Below are 13,382 nucleotides of genomic sequence, written 5' to 3'. Positions count from 1 at the left end.
CCACCGCCGACGCCGACAGCAGGCCCTCGGGCGGCTGACGCCCATCGAGTACGAGACACTCCTACAAGCCGCTCACGCGGCCTGACCGCCCCTACCCAGGAGAGTCAACCGAACCCGGGGCAGACCCGGGCCCTCCTCGAGCCGTTCGTGCTGGGCGTGTTCACGGTGCCCGACCGTCTTCCTTCGCCTGACCGGGTCTCGGGTGTCCTGAGCGGGCTGGTGCTCGTGGCGGCCGGGGTGGCGGGTGTCGTCGCCATCGCGGTCAAGGGTGCGAGAGGCGGTCGGGGCGACGGACGCTCGACACGGTGTTCATGACCGAACGACGAGGCCACGACCGTTGCAGCTTCAGGGTCGCGTCTCCGGTGAGCAAGCGCAGGGGGAAGGCGACGTCGGCCGTTGCCAGCGAGGGGTGAGAGCGGGATGACGTCCTGGTCGCACCACGCGAGCACGCTGCACTGCTGGAGGATCTCGATGAGGACCTCGGCGTGGCGGTCTACCGGATCGGTCACCGCCTCAGCAGGGCGCTGCGCCGCTGCGGGCTGCGGTGCGAGGGCGTCAACCTGTTCCTGGCCGATGGGGAGGCGGCCTCCCAGGAGATCCCGCACGTGCACCTGCACGTCTTCCCCCGCTACGCCGGGGACTCCTTCCGCATCGACGCGGACTGGCGCATCCGGGAGCGTGCTGAGCTGGACGCCGCCGCTGAGCAGGTGCGCAACGGTCTGGCGGATCTCCAGGGAGGGCATCGCCTGGGTGATCGCTGTCCCTGATCGCTGCACACCCGCCGGGCTGCACGGCTCACGGTCCCGGCGCAGGGCCCTGTTGGCCGCTCATCGCGCAGTGAGCGCGGCATGAGAGTGCGTGGTCCAGACCTCGTGGCCTTCTGCGCACCCACCCGCGAGAGGCTGCGCCGGTGAGCACCGCGGACACCGCCACCTGGACCATCACCCCAGCCACCGACGCGGACCGGGCCCAGTGGCAGCGGCTGTACCTGGCCTACGGCGAGGTCGCCGGCGAGGCCTTGAGCGGCGAGCACCTGGCCCGGGTGTGGTCCTGGATCGTCGACCCGCAGGCCCAGACCCGCTGCCTGCTCCTGCGAGAGCACGAGCAGCAGGAGGTGGTGGGTCTGGCGCACTACCGCCTGTTCGAGCGGCCCCTGGCCGGGTCGATCGGGTGCTGGCTGGATGACCTGTTCGTCGATCCCGGCCAGCGGGGACGTGGCGGGGCTCGTGCGGTGCTGGAGCACCTGCGCGCGATGGCTGCGGGCGAGGGGTGGAGCACGGTGCGGTGGACGACGGGGCAGGCCAACAGCGCCCAGGAGCTCTACGACCGACTCGCCGACCGCAGCCCCGTGATCACCACGACATGCTCCCGGAGTCATCCTCAGACGCGCACTGAGCGCGGGATGAGCGCGCGTTCGGTCCGAAGGTTCTTCTAGGGTCGGCGGGTGCTGGAACTGGTGACGGAGCGGTTGCTGCTGAGGGACTTCACCCCCGACGACATCGAGGCGGTGCACGCCTACGCCGGCGACTCCGAGGTGTGCCGCTACACCGACTGGGGACCGAACACCGCGGCCCAGTCGCAGGCCTTCGTCGACGAGATGTGTGCAGCCTCTACCGCCGAGCAGCCTGACTCGATGACGTGGGCGGTGACGGTCGCCGGGAACGTGGTCGGGGCGTGCTCGGTGACGGTGACCAGCCGTGAGCACCGGCGCGGGGTGATGGGTTACGTCCTGGCCCGGGCACACTGGGGAAAGGGCTACGCCACCGAGGCTGCCGCGGCGGTGCTGCGCTTCGCCCGTGGGGATCTGGCGCTGGAGCGGGTGGAGGCCACGTGCCGGCCGGGCAACGTGGACTCCCAGCGGGTGCTGCACAAGATCGGGATGCAACGGGAGGGGCTGCTGCGCTCTCACGTGCTCATCCGCGGCCGTCGTGAGGACAGCCTGCTGTTCGCCGCGGTCGGCTGAGCGAACGACCCGCAGCGCGCCGTGACCGAGAGGGCGTCAACCGCCTCGCGACCGCACCCTCGATCGAGAGAGGCTGGGTAGGTGGAACGTCGGGGACTGGGATTGCTGCGGCCGCTGGGCGATGACGTCAGCGCCGCTGACTGGGCTGTCACCGCAGCGCGTGACTTCGCAGACCACGCGGTCGGTTCACTGGTGCCGCCGGTCTTCGAGGCGTACGCGCGTGTCTTCCACCCAGCCCGTCGGGAGGACGAGGCCGGCCGCGACGTGCAGGTCAGGTGGGCTGAGGTCGCCGCGGCCAACGGCCGGCGAGTTCACGCCGGGATGCAGTGGACTGCCATCACCGGTTCCTGGAAGTACCTGCACGAGGAAACCCAGCCCGGTGTGTGGGACATCGAGCCGGAGGAGGGCACTCTGCCCGCGGTCCAGGCCGAAGCACTGGTGCAGGTGCTCGCCGGCTTCACCACCACCGCGCACGAGTGCTTCTACGCCGTGTGGGACGGTTTCGGCGCTCCAGCGGTGCCACCGGCTGCTGCGAAGGTGCACATGCCCGGACGGGAGATGCTGTTGCTGATCGGGCCGCTGTCGCAGGCGACCACGGTGTCGACGGAAACCCCGCCGTGGGAGCAGAGCCCGAGCCTGTGGTGGCCGGCGGACCACGCCTGGTGCGTGGCTACCGACGTCGATCTGATGAGCACCTACGTCGGTGCCAGCGCCGCCTGTGTCGAAGCGATCACCATCGCCCCCGAACTGGAGACCTGGCCCATCGACAGCGGCCACCGCATCACCTGCGACAGTGACACCCTCAACCCCGTCGTCCCACCCCCTGCCTGAGGCGAGCGGTCTCCACCGGAGTGCGCTGCGCTTCCGCATCCACGGTGAGGGCGGTCACGGACGCCCACGACAGCGGGATGTGCGTGAAGTCGGTCGTGGCCGTGAATCGCGGCCGCGGCTCGTCGCTGCCCTGTCTGGTCGCCGGCCCCGGTGGCTGGGGAGGGGCGTCGAGCCCCGCTGGGACGCTGGTGTCGGCCCCCTCGGGCAGACTCCCCGGCATGATCGTCGAAGGGCTCGGGAAGGTGCTCGCTGGTGATCGACCTGCGCGAGGTCGCCGTGCCGCCGTGGGAAGAGGACCTGCTGGTCACCGCGCAGTTCGAGCGGGTCGTGCGCGTGTGGTCACTGGCGGGTGCTGCGCGCGTGGCCACGTTCGAGACGGTCTTCGAGTGGGGCGGTCGGCGGCTGGCGCTGGTGCCCGGTGAGCGCCCGGTGGTGGTCGCCGGCGCGTGGGCGCGTCACGGCGTGCGCGGTTACGACCTGACGGGCCAGCGGCTGTGGCAGGACCGCAGCCGCACCAACGTGCAGATCGTGACCGCCCTGGTGGCAGGTCGTGTCGCCGTCAGCTACAACCGGGGCTCCACCCGCGTGCTGGAGGCCGCCACCGGGCACGAGGTGTGTTCGCTGCGCGGTGTGCGACAGGTGTTCGCGCTGAGCCCGGACCTCTCGCTGGGGTTGGGCAGCGACTGGTGCCGGCTGCTGGACCAGTCGCTGGACCTGCTGGGGTCGCGGATCACGGTGCCCAGCGCCTTCGTCGTGTCCGCGGCCACCGACGGCGAGCACCTGGCGGTCGCCGAAGGTGGTGGGCCGCTGCGCATCCTCGACCTCGATGGGCGGGAGCGGGCGAGGGTGGCCGATCACTTCCGTCACGTCGTCCACGATCCGGTGACAGCGACGTGGATCGTGGTCCGGGAGTTCGAGGAGGGGCGGGCCTCGCTGCTGCGGCTCACTCATGACGCGGAGGTTCTGGAGCAGCACCCCTGCGACCCCTTGCGCGACGTGGCGACGATCCGCGGCGGCAGGGCGCTGGTCCTGCTGACGGATGAAGGCGTGCAGGTCCTGGACGGCTCGGACTGGAGCGCTCGGACGCTCCAGGTGACGTGAGCTGGGGCATCGAGTGCCGGGCCGGCACCGCCATGTCCGCAGAAGTGCTCGGTCCGCTTCTCGACGAGTCCGTGGAGTCACCGACTGGCCATGATCGCGCTTGGAGGGCGGCAAGAGCGGACGGGTCGCAAGGTGGCCCCTACCGTGGGGGCGTGGAGCGCCAGCGATCTCGTGCGTGGCGGGTGGCTGAGCGGCTACGGCTCGTCGAGGAGCCTGGGCTCCGCCCGGTGGGCAGTCGAGCGTGGTGGCGCCGCTTGGCGTTGGCCCTCGGTGTGGGCCTGGGCGCCAACATCCTCATCCATGCCTTCGACTTCTTCGGCTGAGTTGCTACTGCACGCACCCCGCGGGATGAGCGTGAAGTCGACACCCATCCTCGCCGGATGCCGATACTGCGTGAGTCAGGCCGAGGTGGTGGTGAGAGCGGCGGTGACGCTGGCGGTGTCGGTGATGGTGGCGATGTTGGTCAGGGCATAGCTGAGGGCGGCGTGCTGCCAGTCGGCGTTGATGCTCGAGGTGGCATCGGAGACGACGCTGACGCGGTAGCCGTGGTCGGCGGCGTCACGGGCGGTGTGCTCCACGGCCATGTTCGTCCACACCCCCACGACGACGACGTCGGTGATGGCCAGGTTGCGCAGCATGCTGTCCAGGCCGCTGCCGTTGAAGGCGCTCATGCGGGTGCGGTCCAGGACGATCTCGTCCTCGCGCGGGTCCAAGCCGTCGATGATGGCCGCGCCCCAGGAGCCGAGCTTGAGCGACTCCGGGCCGAGCATGGTGAAGATCGGGGCGTTGCTTCCGCCGACGTCGCGACCGGGGTGGACCACGACGCGGTTGTGGAAGACGGCTGCACCGGTGGCGCGGGCAGCGTCCAGGACGGCGCGCACGTTGGCGACGACGTTCTGCTCCCCGGCGTGCTGAGCGGCGCCGGTGGCGGCGAAGGCTCCGTCGGGGTGGAGGTTGTCGTTCTGCATGTCGATGACGAGAACGGCGGTGCTGGTGGGATCGAGCGTGGTCATGGGCTTCCTGTCCGTGGGATCGAGGTGGTCGAACCGGCAGCGCTGGCTCAGATGAGGCCGTGGTCGGTGAGGTAGTCGCGGGCCACGGTGGCGCTGTCCTCGCGCTCGAGGCTGACGCGGCCCAGGGCCGCTGAGAGCGCGTCGGTGGTCAAAGTGGCCGAGAAGGCGTTCAGGGCCTGGGTCACGGTGGCGGTGTTCTTGGCGGTGCTGATCAGCGGCACGACGTTCTGCACCCCGAAGAGGCCCTGCGGGTCCTGCAGCGTCACGAAGCCCTTCTTCGCGATGACCGGATCGGTGGAGAGCAGGCTGGCGACCTGGACGGTGTCGTCCTCCAGCGCAGCGACGGTGAGAGGGCCTCCGGCGTCCAGTGGCCGGAACTGCTCGAAGGTGACGTCGTAGACCTCGGCCAGGCCGAGCAGGCCCTGGCGGCGTTCGGCGTACTCCGCACCCGCACCGAGCACGAAGTCGCCGGCGACGGGTGCCAGGTCGGCGATGGTGGCCAGGTCGTAGCGCTGCGCGGTGGCGGCGGTGACGACCAGGGAGTCCTTGTCCTCAGCCGTCGCCTCGTCCAGCAGGGTGAGCGTGGCCGGCAGCTTCTCCTGCAGCCCGGCGTGGACCGCCTCGGCGGTGCTCGCGTCGACCGCGTCGTTGTCGGCCAGGTAGGCCAGCAGGGCGCCGTTGTACTCCGGGATCAGGTCGATCGAGCCATCTTGGAGGGCGCGCATGTAGACCTCGCGTGAGCCGATGCCGAAGTGGCGTTCGACCTTCACGCCGGCGGCTTCGAGGACCTGGGCGTACATCTCGGCCAGCAGTTCGCTCTCGGGGAAGTTGGCCGATCCGACCGAGATCACGTCCGAGCCGCTGCCCGCGCTGCCGTTGGTGCTCCCCGAGGAGGAGTTGCCGGCGGCCAGGGGGTCGGAACCGCCGCAGCCTGCAACTGTGGGGGTCGCTGCGGCCAGCAGGGCGAGGGTGAGCAGATGACGGCGCTGCATGAAGGTGCTTGTTCCTGTCCGGTGTCTGGGGCGGGGCTCAGAAGACGACGATGGGCTTGACGACGGTGCCGGAGGCGGAGTCGGAAGGCGTCGTTGATCTCCTGCAGGCGGCAGGCGCTAGTACCTCGATTCGAGGTACATCGATGTGTGAGACGATAACACCGTGCTGGAGCTGTCGATCCTGGGATTCCTCGCCGAGGGACCGCTGCACGGCTATGAGCTGCGCCGGCGGGTGGCCCGGCTGTCCGGGTACGCGCGCCCGATCAGCGATGGCAGCCTGTATCCGGCGATCAACCGCCTGCTGAAGGCCGGCTGGCTCTCGCGTCACGTCGAACCGGGAGCCGGTGCCACCCAGCGCTACGTGCTCACCCTCACCGATGCCGGACGCGAGGAACTGCACCGTCGCCTGCGCGAGCCCGGCGAGTTGGACATCACCGACCTGGCCCGGTTCCTGACCGTTCTGGCGTTCTTGTCCCTGCTGCCCAGCGTGCAGGAGCAGCACGCCGTGCTACGACGGCGGCTGGCCTTCCTGGAGCAGCCGGCGAGCTTCTTCTACGACGGCGATCGCCCGCTGCGCCGGCGCGAGGTGACCGACCCCTACCGGCAGGGCATGTTCACCATCGCCGGGGCGACCAGCCGGGCCGAGCGCACCTGGTTGCACGACGTTCTGACCCACGACATCCCTGCGGCCGGAAACGCCCCCGCCGCCTCTGAGGGCTGAGCCGTCCCGACAGGGGCGGCAGCCCATCACCGATCACTGGAAGGACACCCGTTCGATGCGAGCAGCGTGGTACGAGCGGCGTGGAGCAGCCGCCGACGTCCTGCAGGTCGGGGAGCTGCCCGACCCCCACCCCGGTCCCGGCGAGGTCCGGGTGCGGGTGGCCGTCTCCGGGATCAACCCCGGCGACACCAAGAAGCGCAGCGACTGGCTGGGCACACCGATGCCCTACCCGCGCGTCATCCCGCACAGCGACGGCGCCGGCGTCGTCGACGAGGTCGGACCCGGCGTGGACGAGGAGTTGCTGGGCCGTCGGGTGTGGGTTTACGGAGCGCAGTCCTACCGCGCCGGTGGGACCGCGGCGCAGTACACCGTCGTCCCCGCCCAGCAGGCCGTCGCGCTGCCCGACGCGGTCAGCGACGAGGTCGGGGCCTGCCTGGGCATCCCCGGGATCACGGCCCACCGCGCGGTCTTCGCCGACGGACCGGTCGCAGGCCGGATCGTCCTCGTGCACGGTGTCCTGGGAGCGGTCAGCTCGATGGCGGCGCAGCTGGCGCACCGTGCTGGGGCGCGTGTCATCGGCACCGTGCGGCGCACCGCGGACCTCGCGCGGCTGCAGGCGCTGGAGCCTTCGCGCTGGCTGGACGCCGCCCTCGCACTGGACGGCGAGGACCCCGTCGCCGCGGTGCGGGGCATCGCTCCTGATGGCGTCGACCGCATCGTGGAGGTGTCCTTCTCCGACAACGCCGACCTCGACGCCGCGCTGGTGCGCAACGGCGGCGTCATCGCCGCCTTCGCCACCCGCCGGGCCCGACCGGAGTTCCCGTTCTGGACCATGCTCTTCGAGAACACCACCATCCGGCTGTTGGGTAGCGACGACTTCCCCGCGCAGGCCAAGCGGGAAGCAGCCGCCGAGCTCACCCAGGCAGCTGCTGCCGGTGACCTGGTCATCCCGATCGCGCAGCCGCTGGCGTTGGGATGCATCGCCGAGTCCCACGATCAGGTCGATGCAGGTTCACGGAGCCGGGTGCTGCTCAGCCTGTCTCGTTGAGCGAGACCACAACAGCGTGCCTTCCGCGGGGGGCGCGACTCGGGAGCTCTGCGCCTCAGCAGTGTCATGGTCACCGGCAGGGGCGCGACAGTGCGGTCATCGACAGATGAGGACGGTCGCAGACGCCATGGATCGCGGGATGACCGCGCGGACGGCGGGATGACCGTGAACCCGGAGGGCGCCATGACCGAGTGGACCGCACGTCGTGTCGGCGATCAGGAGCCTGCTGGTTACTCGCCCACCTGCAGGGCGACCAGGACCCTTCGTCGAGTCCATGCCGCACATCGCCCAGCACCGGTGGAGACGCCTGGGCACGGAGCGCCTGAGCGCGGAACGCCTCGTCGTCGAAGGTCCAGTCGGGGCCGCTGACTTCCCGCAACCGCAGGCTGCCAGGGACCGGCAGCCACAACTGCTCCTGCCCCCCGTCCTGGACGCCCAGACGCCGATCGCACGCGATGATGCGGGTGCGCACGGTGGTGCCGCGGATTGGCTCGCCCTCGTGCAGTCGTCCTTCATCCGCTGTGACGTGCCACTCCGCACGCAGGTGGCCACGCTGCACGCCACGGCCCGCATCCGCGGGGATGACCACCTGGGGCGGCAAGGCGTCGAGGTCGACGTCCTCGTCCAGAGCTGCGCGGTCCCAGTGGTCCTCTGGGTCGGCGGGGACGAAGACGACCCGGTAGCCGTCCAACGGCTGAGCGACCACGGGCCGCGGGGAGCAGCACCCGATCTCCCACTCCGCGATCTCGAACTGCAGGATCTGGGCACTGCCGGAAGGAGCGGGCCCGGTGGCCGGAGGTTGGCTGACCGGAGGTTGGCTGACCGGAGCTGCTTCGGTGGGGTGTCCCATGCTGAAGACCCGCGCACTCGACAAGTCCGGGGCGCGAAGGCTCCGGGCACGGGGTACCCGACGACGCTAAGGCTAGCTGCCAAATCGACGTGGGAACAAGATCGGCAGCGCAGCGAGACGACCCGAGGACACCCCACGACCTTTGGTGATCTTGCGGCTAGCGACATAGGCGTGAAGTCGACCGACCATGATCGCGCCCGGAGGGCGCCATGTCCGGATCCGTCGCGGACACCCACGCTCGGGGTCGGTGGGTGCGATCGTGAAGTCATGGACCGCCAGCTGGACGCCCCCCTGCGCCCGATGGACGCCACGGCGGGTCGTGGCCTGTTGCGAGGTGTCGGCTGTGGAGCGGCACTGGGTGCGCTGACCGGTGCCGCCATGGTCGTCTGGGACGCTCTGCGGCCGGCTGCCCCGGGCGTGTACGAGATCCCGTTCAGCGTGCTCTTGATGGGCTACGTCGCCGTGATCGCCGAGTTGGTGGGGGCCGTGGTCGGCTTCGCGGCGGCCGCGGCCGCGGCCTCGGTGGCGGTGCTGGCGGTCGCTGAGGTCAGGGGGCGTCGCCGCAGCTGGGTGGTGAGCGTCGCGGCTGCGGTGCTCGCCGCGCTCGTCAGCATCGTGGTGGTCAACGCGTTCGCGCAGAAGGCTGATGGTGTCTTCTTGTCGCGGGGGCAGACGCTGTTGCTGGGGCTGGTGAGCGTCGCGGTGGCCTTGTGGCAGGTTCGGCGTCTGGTGCGTCCGCTGAGGTGAGGTGGTTGTTTGCGGGCCAACGGTTCCGAGGGGCGTGTCGTCGCAGTTGGCCAGTGCTGCTGCTGGGCATCGCGTCTGTCGGCCGCGGCAGCGGGCGCTGTCGGTGCCGACGCTGTGCGCACTCATCGCGGGATGAGCAAGTACTCCAGAGTGCTGCCTCGCGTGAGTGTGACTGCCCACTTGCCATGACGGAAAGTCGAGGCTAGCTTTCCAGTATGGAAAGTGACCCTGGTGCCACTCCCGACGACGCCCGCGCCGCCTTGCAGGAACTCGCCGGCACCCGTCGGCGCCTAGCCGAGCGCATCACCTCCCCGTGGTGGTACCGCCTGGGCGCGGCCGCCTGCACCGCATCGCTGTTCCTCGGCACCGGCCTGCTGGTGGGTCGGCCCGACGCCGGCAGCAGCACCGAGTCCGCCTCGACGCTGCTGATCGTGTTCGGCGCGATCCTGGCGCCGATGGCCCTGCTGGCGGCGCTGAAGCGCTCCACGGGTGTCTCCATCGAACGCTACGGCGAGGGCCTGGGCACCTGGTACGCGGTCGTCTTCGGGCTCTTCACGCTCGGATTCGTCCTGCAGGCCTTCGCCGGCGTGCCTTTCGCCCTGCCCGTCGCCGGGATCGGCGCCTTCGTGGCCACCGTGCTCACCGAACAGCGCATCGACGACCTGCTGCGCCGGCGCGTGCGCGAAGGCCGGGGTGCGCAGGCGGGGGCGTGAGCGATCAGGTGCGGCCGGTCTTCGACGAGGTCGTCCACGCTCCCAACCGCTTGCAGATCTGCGCGATGCTCGCCGCCGTGGAGGCGCTGGACTTCGCCACCGTGCGCCAGTCGCTGGCCATCAGCGATTCGGTACTCAGCAAGCACGTCAAGGTCTTGGCGGATGCCGGGTACGTGCGCACCTCCAAGACCCCGTACGGCTCGCGGACTCGTACCTGGCTCGCCCTGACCGACGCCGGCCGCACGGCCCTGGAAGGGCATCTGGCCGAGCTGCGCCGTATCGCGGCCTTGGCCACGACCGTGTGAGCGCGTCACGCGGATCGACATAGGCGTGAAGTCAGCCGACCATGATCGCGCGCGAAGGGCGGGATGACCGCGCGCATGGCATTGGTCCCAGCGGCCATGGAGAACTGGTGGATGCGACACCGCGACCCCGGCCACGGCGGTACACAGGACAGGTGAGACCCCATCGCGTCGTACTGGTCGCCACCGCCGCTCTAACCGCCGCAGCCCTGGGGGCGTGCGGGTCACCCTCCTCCACCAGCCCGGACGTGGTCGACCGGCACGTCGCCTCCCAGCCGGCCGGTGACGTCGTGCGCGACTACCTCGACGCGGTGCAGGGCGACGACCCGGCCACCGCCGCGCTCCTGTCCACCCCGGGCTTCGCCGCGCAGGGCGTCTGGCAGGACGGCGAGGCACCCGACCTGGACGACGTCGACGTCTCCGACACCACCACGCCCTACGACACCACCTGGAGCTCGGAGGATCTCAAGGCGTACGCGCAGGCGGTGAACGTGCAGGCCACCTACACCGCCGACGACGGCGGCACGGGAACAGCAGGCGGGGAACCGGGGTGGGGGTACGTGCTGGTGCGTCACTCCGATGCGGACCCGTGGCTCATTGCCTCAGCAGGTCAGGGCTGACGTCCCAGCCCGGCTGGTCGACGACGTCCACGACGTCCACGACAGCGGGATGACCGCGCGGACGGCGGTATGTGCTGGCCTGGTGGCAGAGACCACGACGCCGACCTGTGCCGCCCTGCCGCGCCCGACGACGCGCGGGCACCACGACCGACCGACTAACCGCGGCCGCGTCATCAGAGCCGAGCCCAGCGGTACGTGCGCTATTGTCGCGTTTCTGGAGTCGTTGCTATTGGCCATCTCGAGGATCTCATCAGCGGTCTTTGTCCCACGCGGCGGGTGGGCCCGGCCGTTCAAGCCGGTGACGAACTTCCGGGTCTTGGAATTGAGGTCCTTGACGCAAGCGAAGTTGATATCTCGGCAGGATGGGACGAACCCCTCGAGAACAATTGAAAGGGAGACACGGCCATGACGACGCTAGCCGACCACGACGCCTACATCGCCGCGGCGCCCGAGCCCTTCCAGCCCTCGCTGAACCGGTTGCGCGCAACACTGGCTCGCGCCTTGCCGCATGCGGAGGAGATCGTGGCCTACAACATGCCGGGGTTCAGGATCGGCGGCTCGGTCGTCGCGAGTTATGCGGCTCTTCGGATCTACGGGTGGGTAGCTCACCCTGACCCGCGGCGTCGTCGCCAGGGCCGGGTGCCGTCGGCGGCGAGCAGGATGCGGATGCGGTAGTTGGCGAAATTGCGGAACCCATGAGCCAGGCGGCGGGTCTTCTCGATGATGAGGTTGATGGCCTCGGTGCCGCCGTTGCTGATGCCGTACCGGGCCGGGTCGTCGTCGAAGTAGGCGAGCACCTCCACCCGCCATGACCGCAGCGTCCGCCCCAGCCGGGCGATTTCCGGGATCGGGCAGCGGTGGAAGCTGTCGAGCACCCGCTGCGCAATGACCCGACCCGCAGCCGGGGTCGGGGCGTGGAACATCGAGCGCAGGTCCTGGTAGGCGTGCCAGGCGACGGTGACCTCCAGACCGGGGTCACCGGCCTGCAGCGCCGCCTCGAGGCGGGCCCGGCCGCGGTCGGTCAGGTTCTCCCGAGCCGATGTCAGCAGCCGCCGGATGCGGTACAGCGGGTCGTCGCGGTGCCCGCGCCGCCCCAGGGTGGCCTGCTGGACACGGCGGCGGACCTCATCCATCGCGGTGGAGGCGAGCTTGACGACGTGGAAGGCGTCCAGTACCGCCACCGTGTGGTCCGGGAGTTCGGTGCGGATTGCGTTGGCGTAGCCGCGGAAGGGGTCGAGGGCAGCGTGGGTGATGCCGTCAACGAACTCGCGGGTCTGCTGACGGATCCAGGTGGCGTAGACCGGTCCGGAACGGCCGAGGGTGACATCGAGCAGGCGGGCCTGGACCCGGCCGTCCAGGTCGCGGGTGAGGTCGACGATGGAGGTGACGGCCCGGTCGCGGTGACGGGCGGAGGGGCGCCAGATGTGTTCGTCGACCCCGAGGGTGTCAACACCAGCCAGCCGCGCGGACCGGGCTGATGGCGCGTCGAGGTCGTCGGCGGCGTGAGCGCGGATGGCGTTCATGAGGGTGTGCCAGTCGACGCCGAGCTGGCGGGCCAGGGCGGAGACGGTGGAGTCGTCCCAGCGCAGTGTTTGCATCGCCCACGCCACCGCGCGGGTGGTGAGCTTTGCCCGCGTCGGCAGGGCGGGATGCTCCTCGGACCAGACGCCGGTGAAGCATCGTGGTTCGCGGCATCGCCAGCGTCGCTTGCGCCAGATCAGCTGCACCGGGGTGCCGAAGCAGGGTGCGTCGGCGAGGCGGTGCTCGCGGCGGCCGTGATCGACGGCGAGCACCCCGCAGGTTCGGCAGGCGACCACCTCGGGTGGGTCGGTCTGAACGGTCAGGCGTAACAGCCCCCGAGGGTGCTGCGTGTCGTGCTGGACGCGTTCGACGGCGAGCAGGTGCAGACCATCCAGACCCAGCAACTCGTCGGCGACGGCGCACTGGCCGGCGGTGTGTTCGAGGCCGGGCGGCTTGCAAGAGGGATGCACGGTGTAGCCGTTCGTTGATTGATCGGAGGTCCCTCCGAGCGTGGTGGGCTTGATTGCTCCCGCCTGCGAGAGGCACCGACTTGCGGAACGTGTCAAGGCGGTTGAGGCCAGCAGGTGTTAAGCAGCTGAGCTGTGCTCGGCCTGCGCAGGGTCGTCGGGTCGGTTGATCCAGGCGCTGGTCGGCAGGTCGAGGACCTTCGGCAGGGCCGGCTCGGCCGCGAAGCGTTCGGGGTGGGCCTGACGGGCCTGCTCGATGGCGCGTCGTCGGGCCTGCTGGACGTGTGCGGTGCGGTGGTGATGGACGTCAGCGGGCGTGTGCAACCCGATCCCAGCATGGTGATGCTCGTGGTTGTACCAATCGGTGAAGTCCTCCATCCAGGCTCGCGCATCGGCCAAGGTGGCGAACCGCTCGGGGAAGGTCGGGGCGTACTTCACCGTCTTGAACAAGGCCTCACTAAACGGGTTGTCGTTCGAGACCCGCGGCCGCGAA

17 protein-coding genes are annotated in these 13,382 nt (G+C 70.2%); 12 read left to right on the top strand and 5 right to left on the bottom strand.

The window, feature by feature from the left end:
* Positions 1-428: 428 nt before the first annotated feature.
* From ACRYM0_RS17995 to ACRYM0_RS17975, 5 genes are all read left to right on the top strand, one after another.
* Positions 429-767 carry an HIT family protein gene (locus ACRYM0_RS17995; RefSeq protein ID WP_432507215.1) on the top strand — a complete coding sequence of 113 codons (339 nt, stop codon included), beginning with the start codon at positions 429-431 and terminating at the stop codon, positions 765-767.
* Between the two features lie 143 nt (positions 768-910).
* Positions 911-1,435 (top strand): GNAT family N-acetyltransferase, encoded by a 525-nt coding sequence (locus tag ACRYM0_RS17990; RefSeq protein ID WP_432507213.1) that lies wholly within the window; start codon positions 911-913, stop codon positions 1,433-1,435.
* 9 nt (positions 1,436-1,444) lie between these two features.
* Positions 1,445-1,963: a GNAT family N-acetyltransferase gene (locus ACRYM0_RS17985; RefSeq protein WP_432507212.1), complete on the top strand. Its 519-nt coding sequence runs from the start codon at positions 1,445-1,447 to the stop codon at positions 1,961-1,963.
* Positions 1,964-2,044: 81 nt separating this feature from the next.
* Complete coding sequence (locus tag ACRYM0_RS17980; RefSeq protein ID WP_432507211.1) at positions 2,045-2,794, top strand: hypothetical protein; 750 nt, start codon at positions 2,045-2,047, stop codon at positions 2,792-2,794.
* Positions 2,795-3,046: 252 nt separating this feature from the next.
* The gene (locus ACRYM0_RS17975) at positions 3,047-3,895 is read left to right on the top strand and encodes a WD40 repeat domain-containing protein (protein ID WP_432507210.1); all 849 of its coding nucleotides are present in this window, start codon (positions 3,047-3,049) and stop codon (positions 3,893-3,895) included.
* A gap of 398 nt (positions 3,896-4,293) precedes the next feature.
* Here ACRYM0_RS17975 and ACRYM0_RS17970 read toward each other — a convergent pair whose 3' ends face one another.
* Both ACRYM0_RS17970 and ACRYM0_RS17965 read right to left on the bottom strand, forming a co-directional pair.
* On the bottom strand, positions 4,294-4,908 hold the full coding sequence (locus ACRYM0_RS17970) for a cysteine hydrolase family protein (protein WP_432507209.1): 615 nt from the start codon (positions 4,906-4,908) through the stop codon (positions 4,294-4,296).
* A gap of 47 nt (positions 4,909-4,955) precedes the next feature.
* Positions 4,956-5,900, bottom strand: coding sequence for an ABC transporter substrate-binding protein (locus tag ACRYM0_RS17965; protein WP_432507208.1), 945 nt, complete (start codon positions 5,898-5,900; stop codon positions 4,956-4,958).
* 163 nt (positions 5,901-6,063) lie between these two features.
* Here ACRYM0_RS17965 and ACRYM0_RS17960 point away from each other — a divergent pair, with 163 nt between their 5' ends.
* A complete protein-coding gene (locus ACRYM0_RS17960; RefSeq protein ID WP_432507207.1) occupies positions 6,064-6,621 on the top strand; it encodes a PadR family transcriptional regulator in 558 nt (185 codons plus the stop codon).
* Between the two features lie 55 nt (positions 6,622-6,676).
* Positions 6,677-7,669, top strand: coding sequence for an NADPH:quinone reductase (locus ACRYM0_RS17955; protein ID WP_432507206.1), 993 nt, complete (start codon positions 6,677-6,679; stop codon positions 7,667-7,669).
* A gap of 70 nt (positions 7,670-7,739) precedes the next feature.
* Here ACRYM0_RS17955 and ACRYM0_RS17950 read toward each other — a convergent pair whose 3' ends face one another.
* On the bottom strand, positions 7,740-8,519 hold the full coding sequence (locus ACRYM0_RS17950) for a hypothetical protein (protein WP_432507205.1): 780 nt from the start codon (positions 8,517-8,519) through the stop codon (positions 7,740-7,742).
* 267 nt (positions 8,520-8,786) lie between these two features.
* Between ACRYM0_RS17950 and ACRYM0_RS17945 the strand changes: the two genes are divergently transcribed.
* The 4 genes from ACRYM0_RS17945 (at position 8,787) to ACRYM0_RS17930 (ending at position 10,901) form a co-directional block, all read left to right on the top strand.
* A complete protein-coding gene (locus ACRYM0_RS17945; protein ID WP_432507204.1) occupies positions 8,787-9,266 on the top strand; it encodes a hypothetical protein in 480 nt (159 codons plus the stop codon).
* 215 nt (positions 9,267-9,481) lie between these two features.
* Positions 9,482-9,979 (top strand): hypothetical protein, encoded by a 498-nt coding sequence (locus ACRYM0_RS17940; protein ID WP_432507203.1) that lies wholly within the window; start codon positions 9,482-9,484, stop codon positions 9,977-9,979.
* The gene (locus ACRYM0_RS17935) at positions 9,976-10,284 is read left to right on the top strand and encodes a transcriptional regulator (protein WP_432507202.1); all 309 of its coding nucleotides are present in this window, start codon (positions 9,976-9,978) and stop codon (positions 10,282-10,284) included. The genes ACRYM0_RS17940 and ACRYM0_RS17935 overlap by 4 nt, the downstream gene beginning before the upstream one ends.
* Positions 10,285-10,436: 152 nt before the next feature.
* Positions 10,437-10,901, top strand: coding sequence for a hypothetical protein (locus tag ACRYM0_RS17930; RefSeq protein ID WP_432507201.1), 465 nt, complete (start codon positions 10,437-10,439; stop codon positions 10,899-10,901).
* Between the two features lie 605 nt (positions 10,902-11,506).
* On the opposite strand, the gene ACRYM0_RS17925 is transcribed toward ACRYM0_RS17930, so the two are convergent.
* The gene (locus tag ACRYM0_RS17925) at positions 11,507-12,826 is read right to left on the bottom strand and encodes an ISL3 family transposase (protein ID WP_432507214.1); all 1,320 of its coding nucleotides are present in this window, start codon (positions 12,824-12,826) and stop codon (positions 11,507-11,509) included.
* On the opposite strand from ACRYM0_RS17925, the gene ACRYM0_RS17920 reads away from it, so the two are divergent.
* Positions 12,776-12,910, top strand: a complete 135-nt coding sequence (locus ACRYM0_RS17920) for a hypothetical protein (protein WP_255818544.1) — start codon at positions 12,776-12,778, stop codon at positions 12,908-12,910. The two genes, ACRYM0_RS17925 and ACRYM0_RS17920, sit on opposite strands and share 51 nt — an antisense overlap.
* Positions 12,911-13,009: 99 nt before the next feature.
* Here the strand turns inward: ACRYM0_RS17920 and ACRYM0_RS17915 are convergent.
* The coding region (locus tag ACRYM0_RS17915) for an integrase core domain-containing protein (protein ID WP_432507200.1) at positions 13,010-13,382 on the bottom strand (373 nt) is incomplete at its 5' end.

Origin of the sequence: Kineococcus arenarius subsp. arenarius, from assembly GCF_050871845.1 — a bacterium.
Lineage (GTDB): Bacteria > Actinomycetota > Actinomycetes > Actinomycetales > Kineococcaceae > Kineococcus.
Note: the sequence above shows the minus strand (reverse complement) of the source record. Positions and strands in the feature narration are given on the sequence as shown.

What these genes read in the sequence shown, in the direction of transcription:
- ACRYM0_RS17970 (WP_432507209.1), bottom strand. Translation starts at nt 4,908, where the DNA reads ATGACCACGCTCGATCCCACCAGCACCGCCGTTCTCGTCATCGACATG.
- ACRYM0_RS17965 (WP_432507208.1), bottom strand. Translation starts at nt 5,900, where the DNA reads ATGCAGCGCCGTCATCTGCTCACCCTCGCCCTGCTGGCCGCAGCGACC.
- ACRYM0_RS17955 (WP_432507206.1), top strand. Translation starts at nt 6,677, where the DNA reads ATGCGAGCAGCGTGGTACGAGCGGCGTGGAGCAGCCGCCGACGTCCTG.
- ACRYM0_RS17950 (WP_432507205.1), bottom strand. Translation starts at nt 8,519, where the DNA reads ATGGGACACCCCACCGAAGCAGCTCCGGTCAGCCAACCTCCGGTCAGC.
- ACRYM0_RS17945 (WP_432507204.1), top strand. Translation starts at nt 8,787, where the DNA reads ATGGACCGCCAGCTGGACGCCCCCCTGCGCCCGATGGACGCCACGGCG.
- ACRYM0_RS17940 (WP_432507203.1), top strand. Translation starts at nt 9,482, where the DNA reads ATGGAAAGTGACCCTGGTGCCACTCCCGACGACGCCCGCGCCGCCTTG.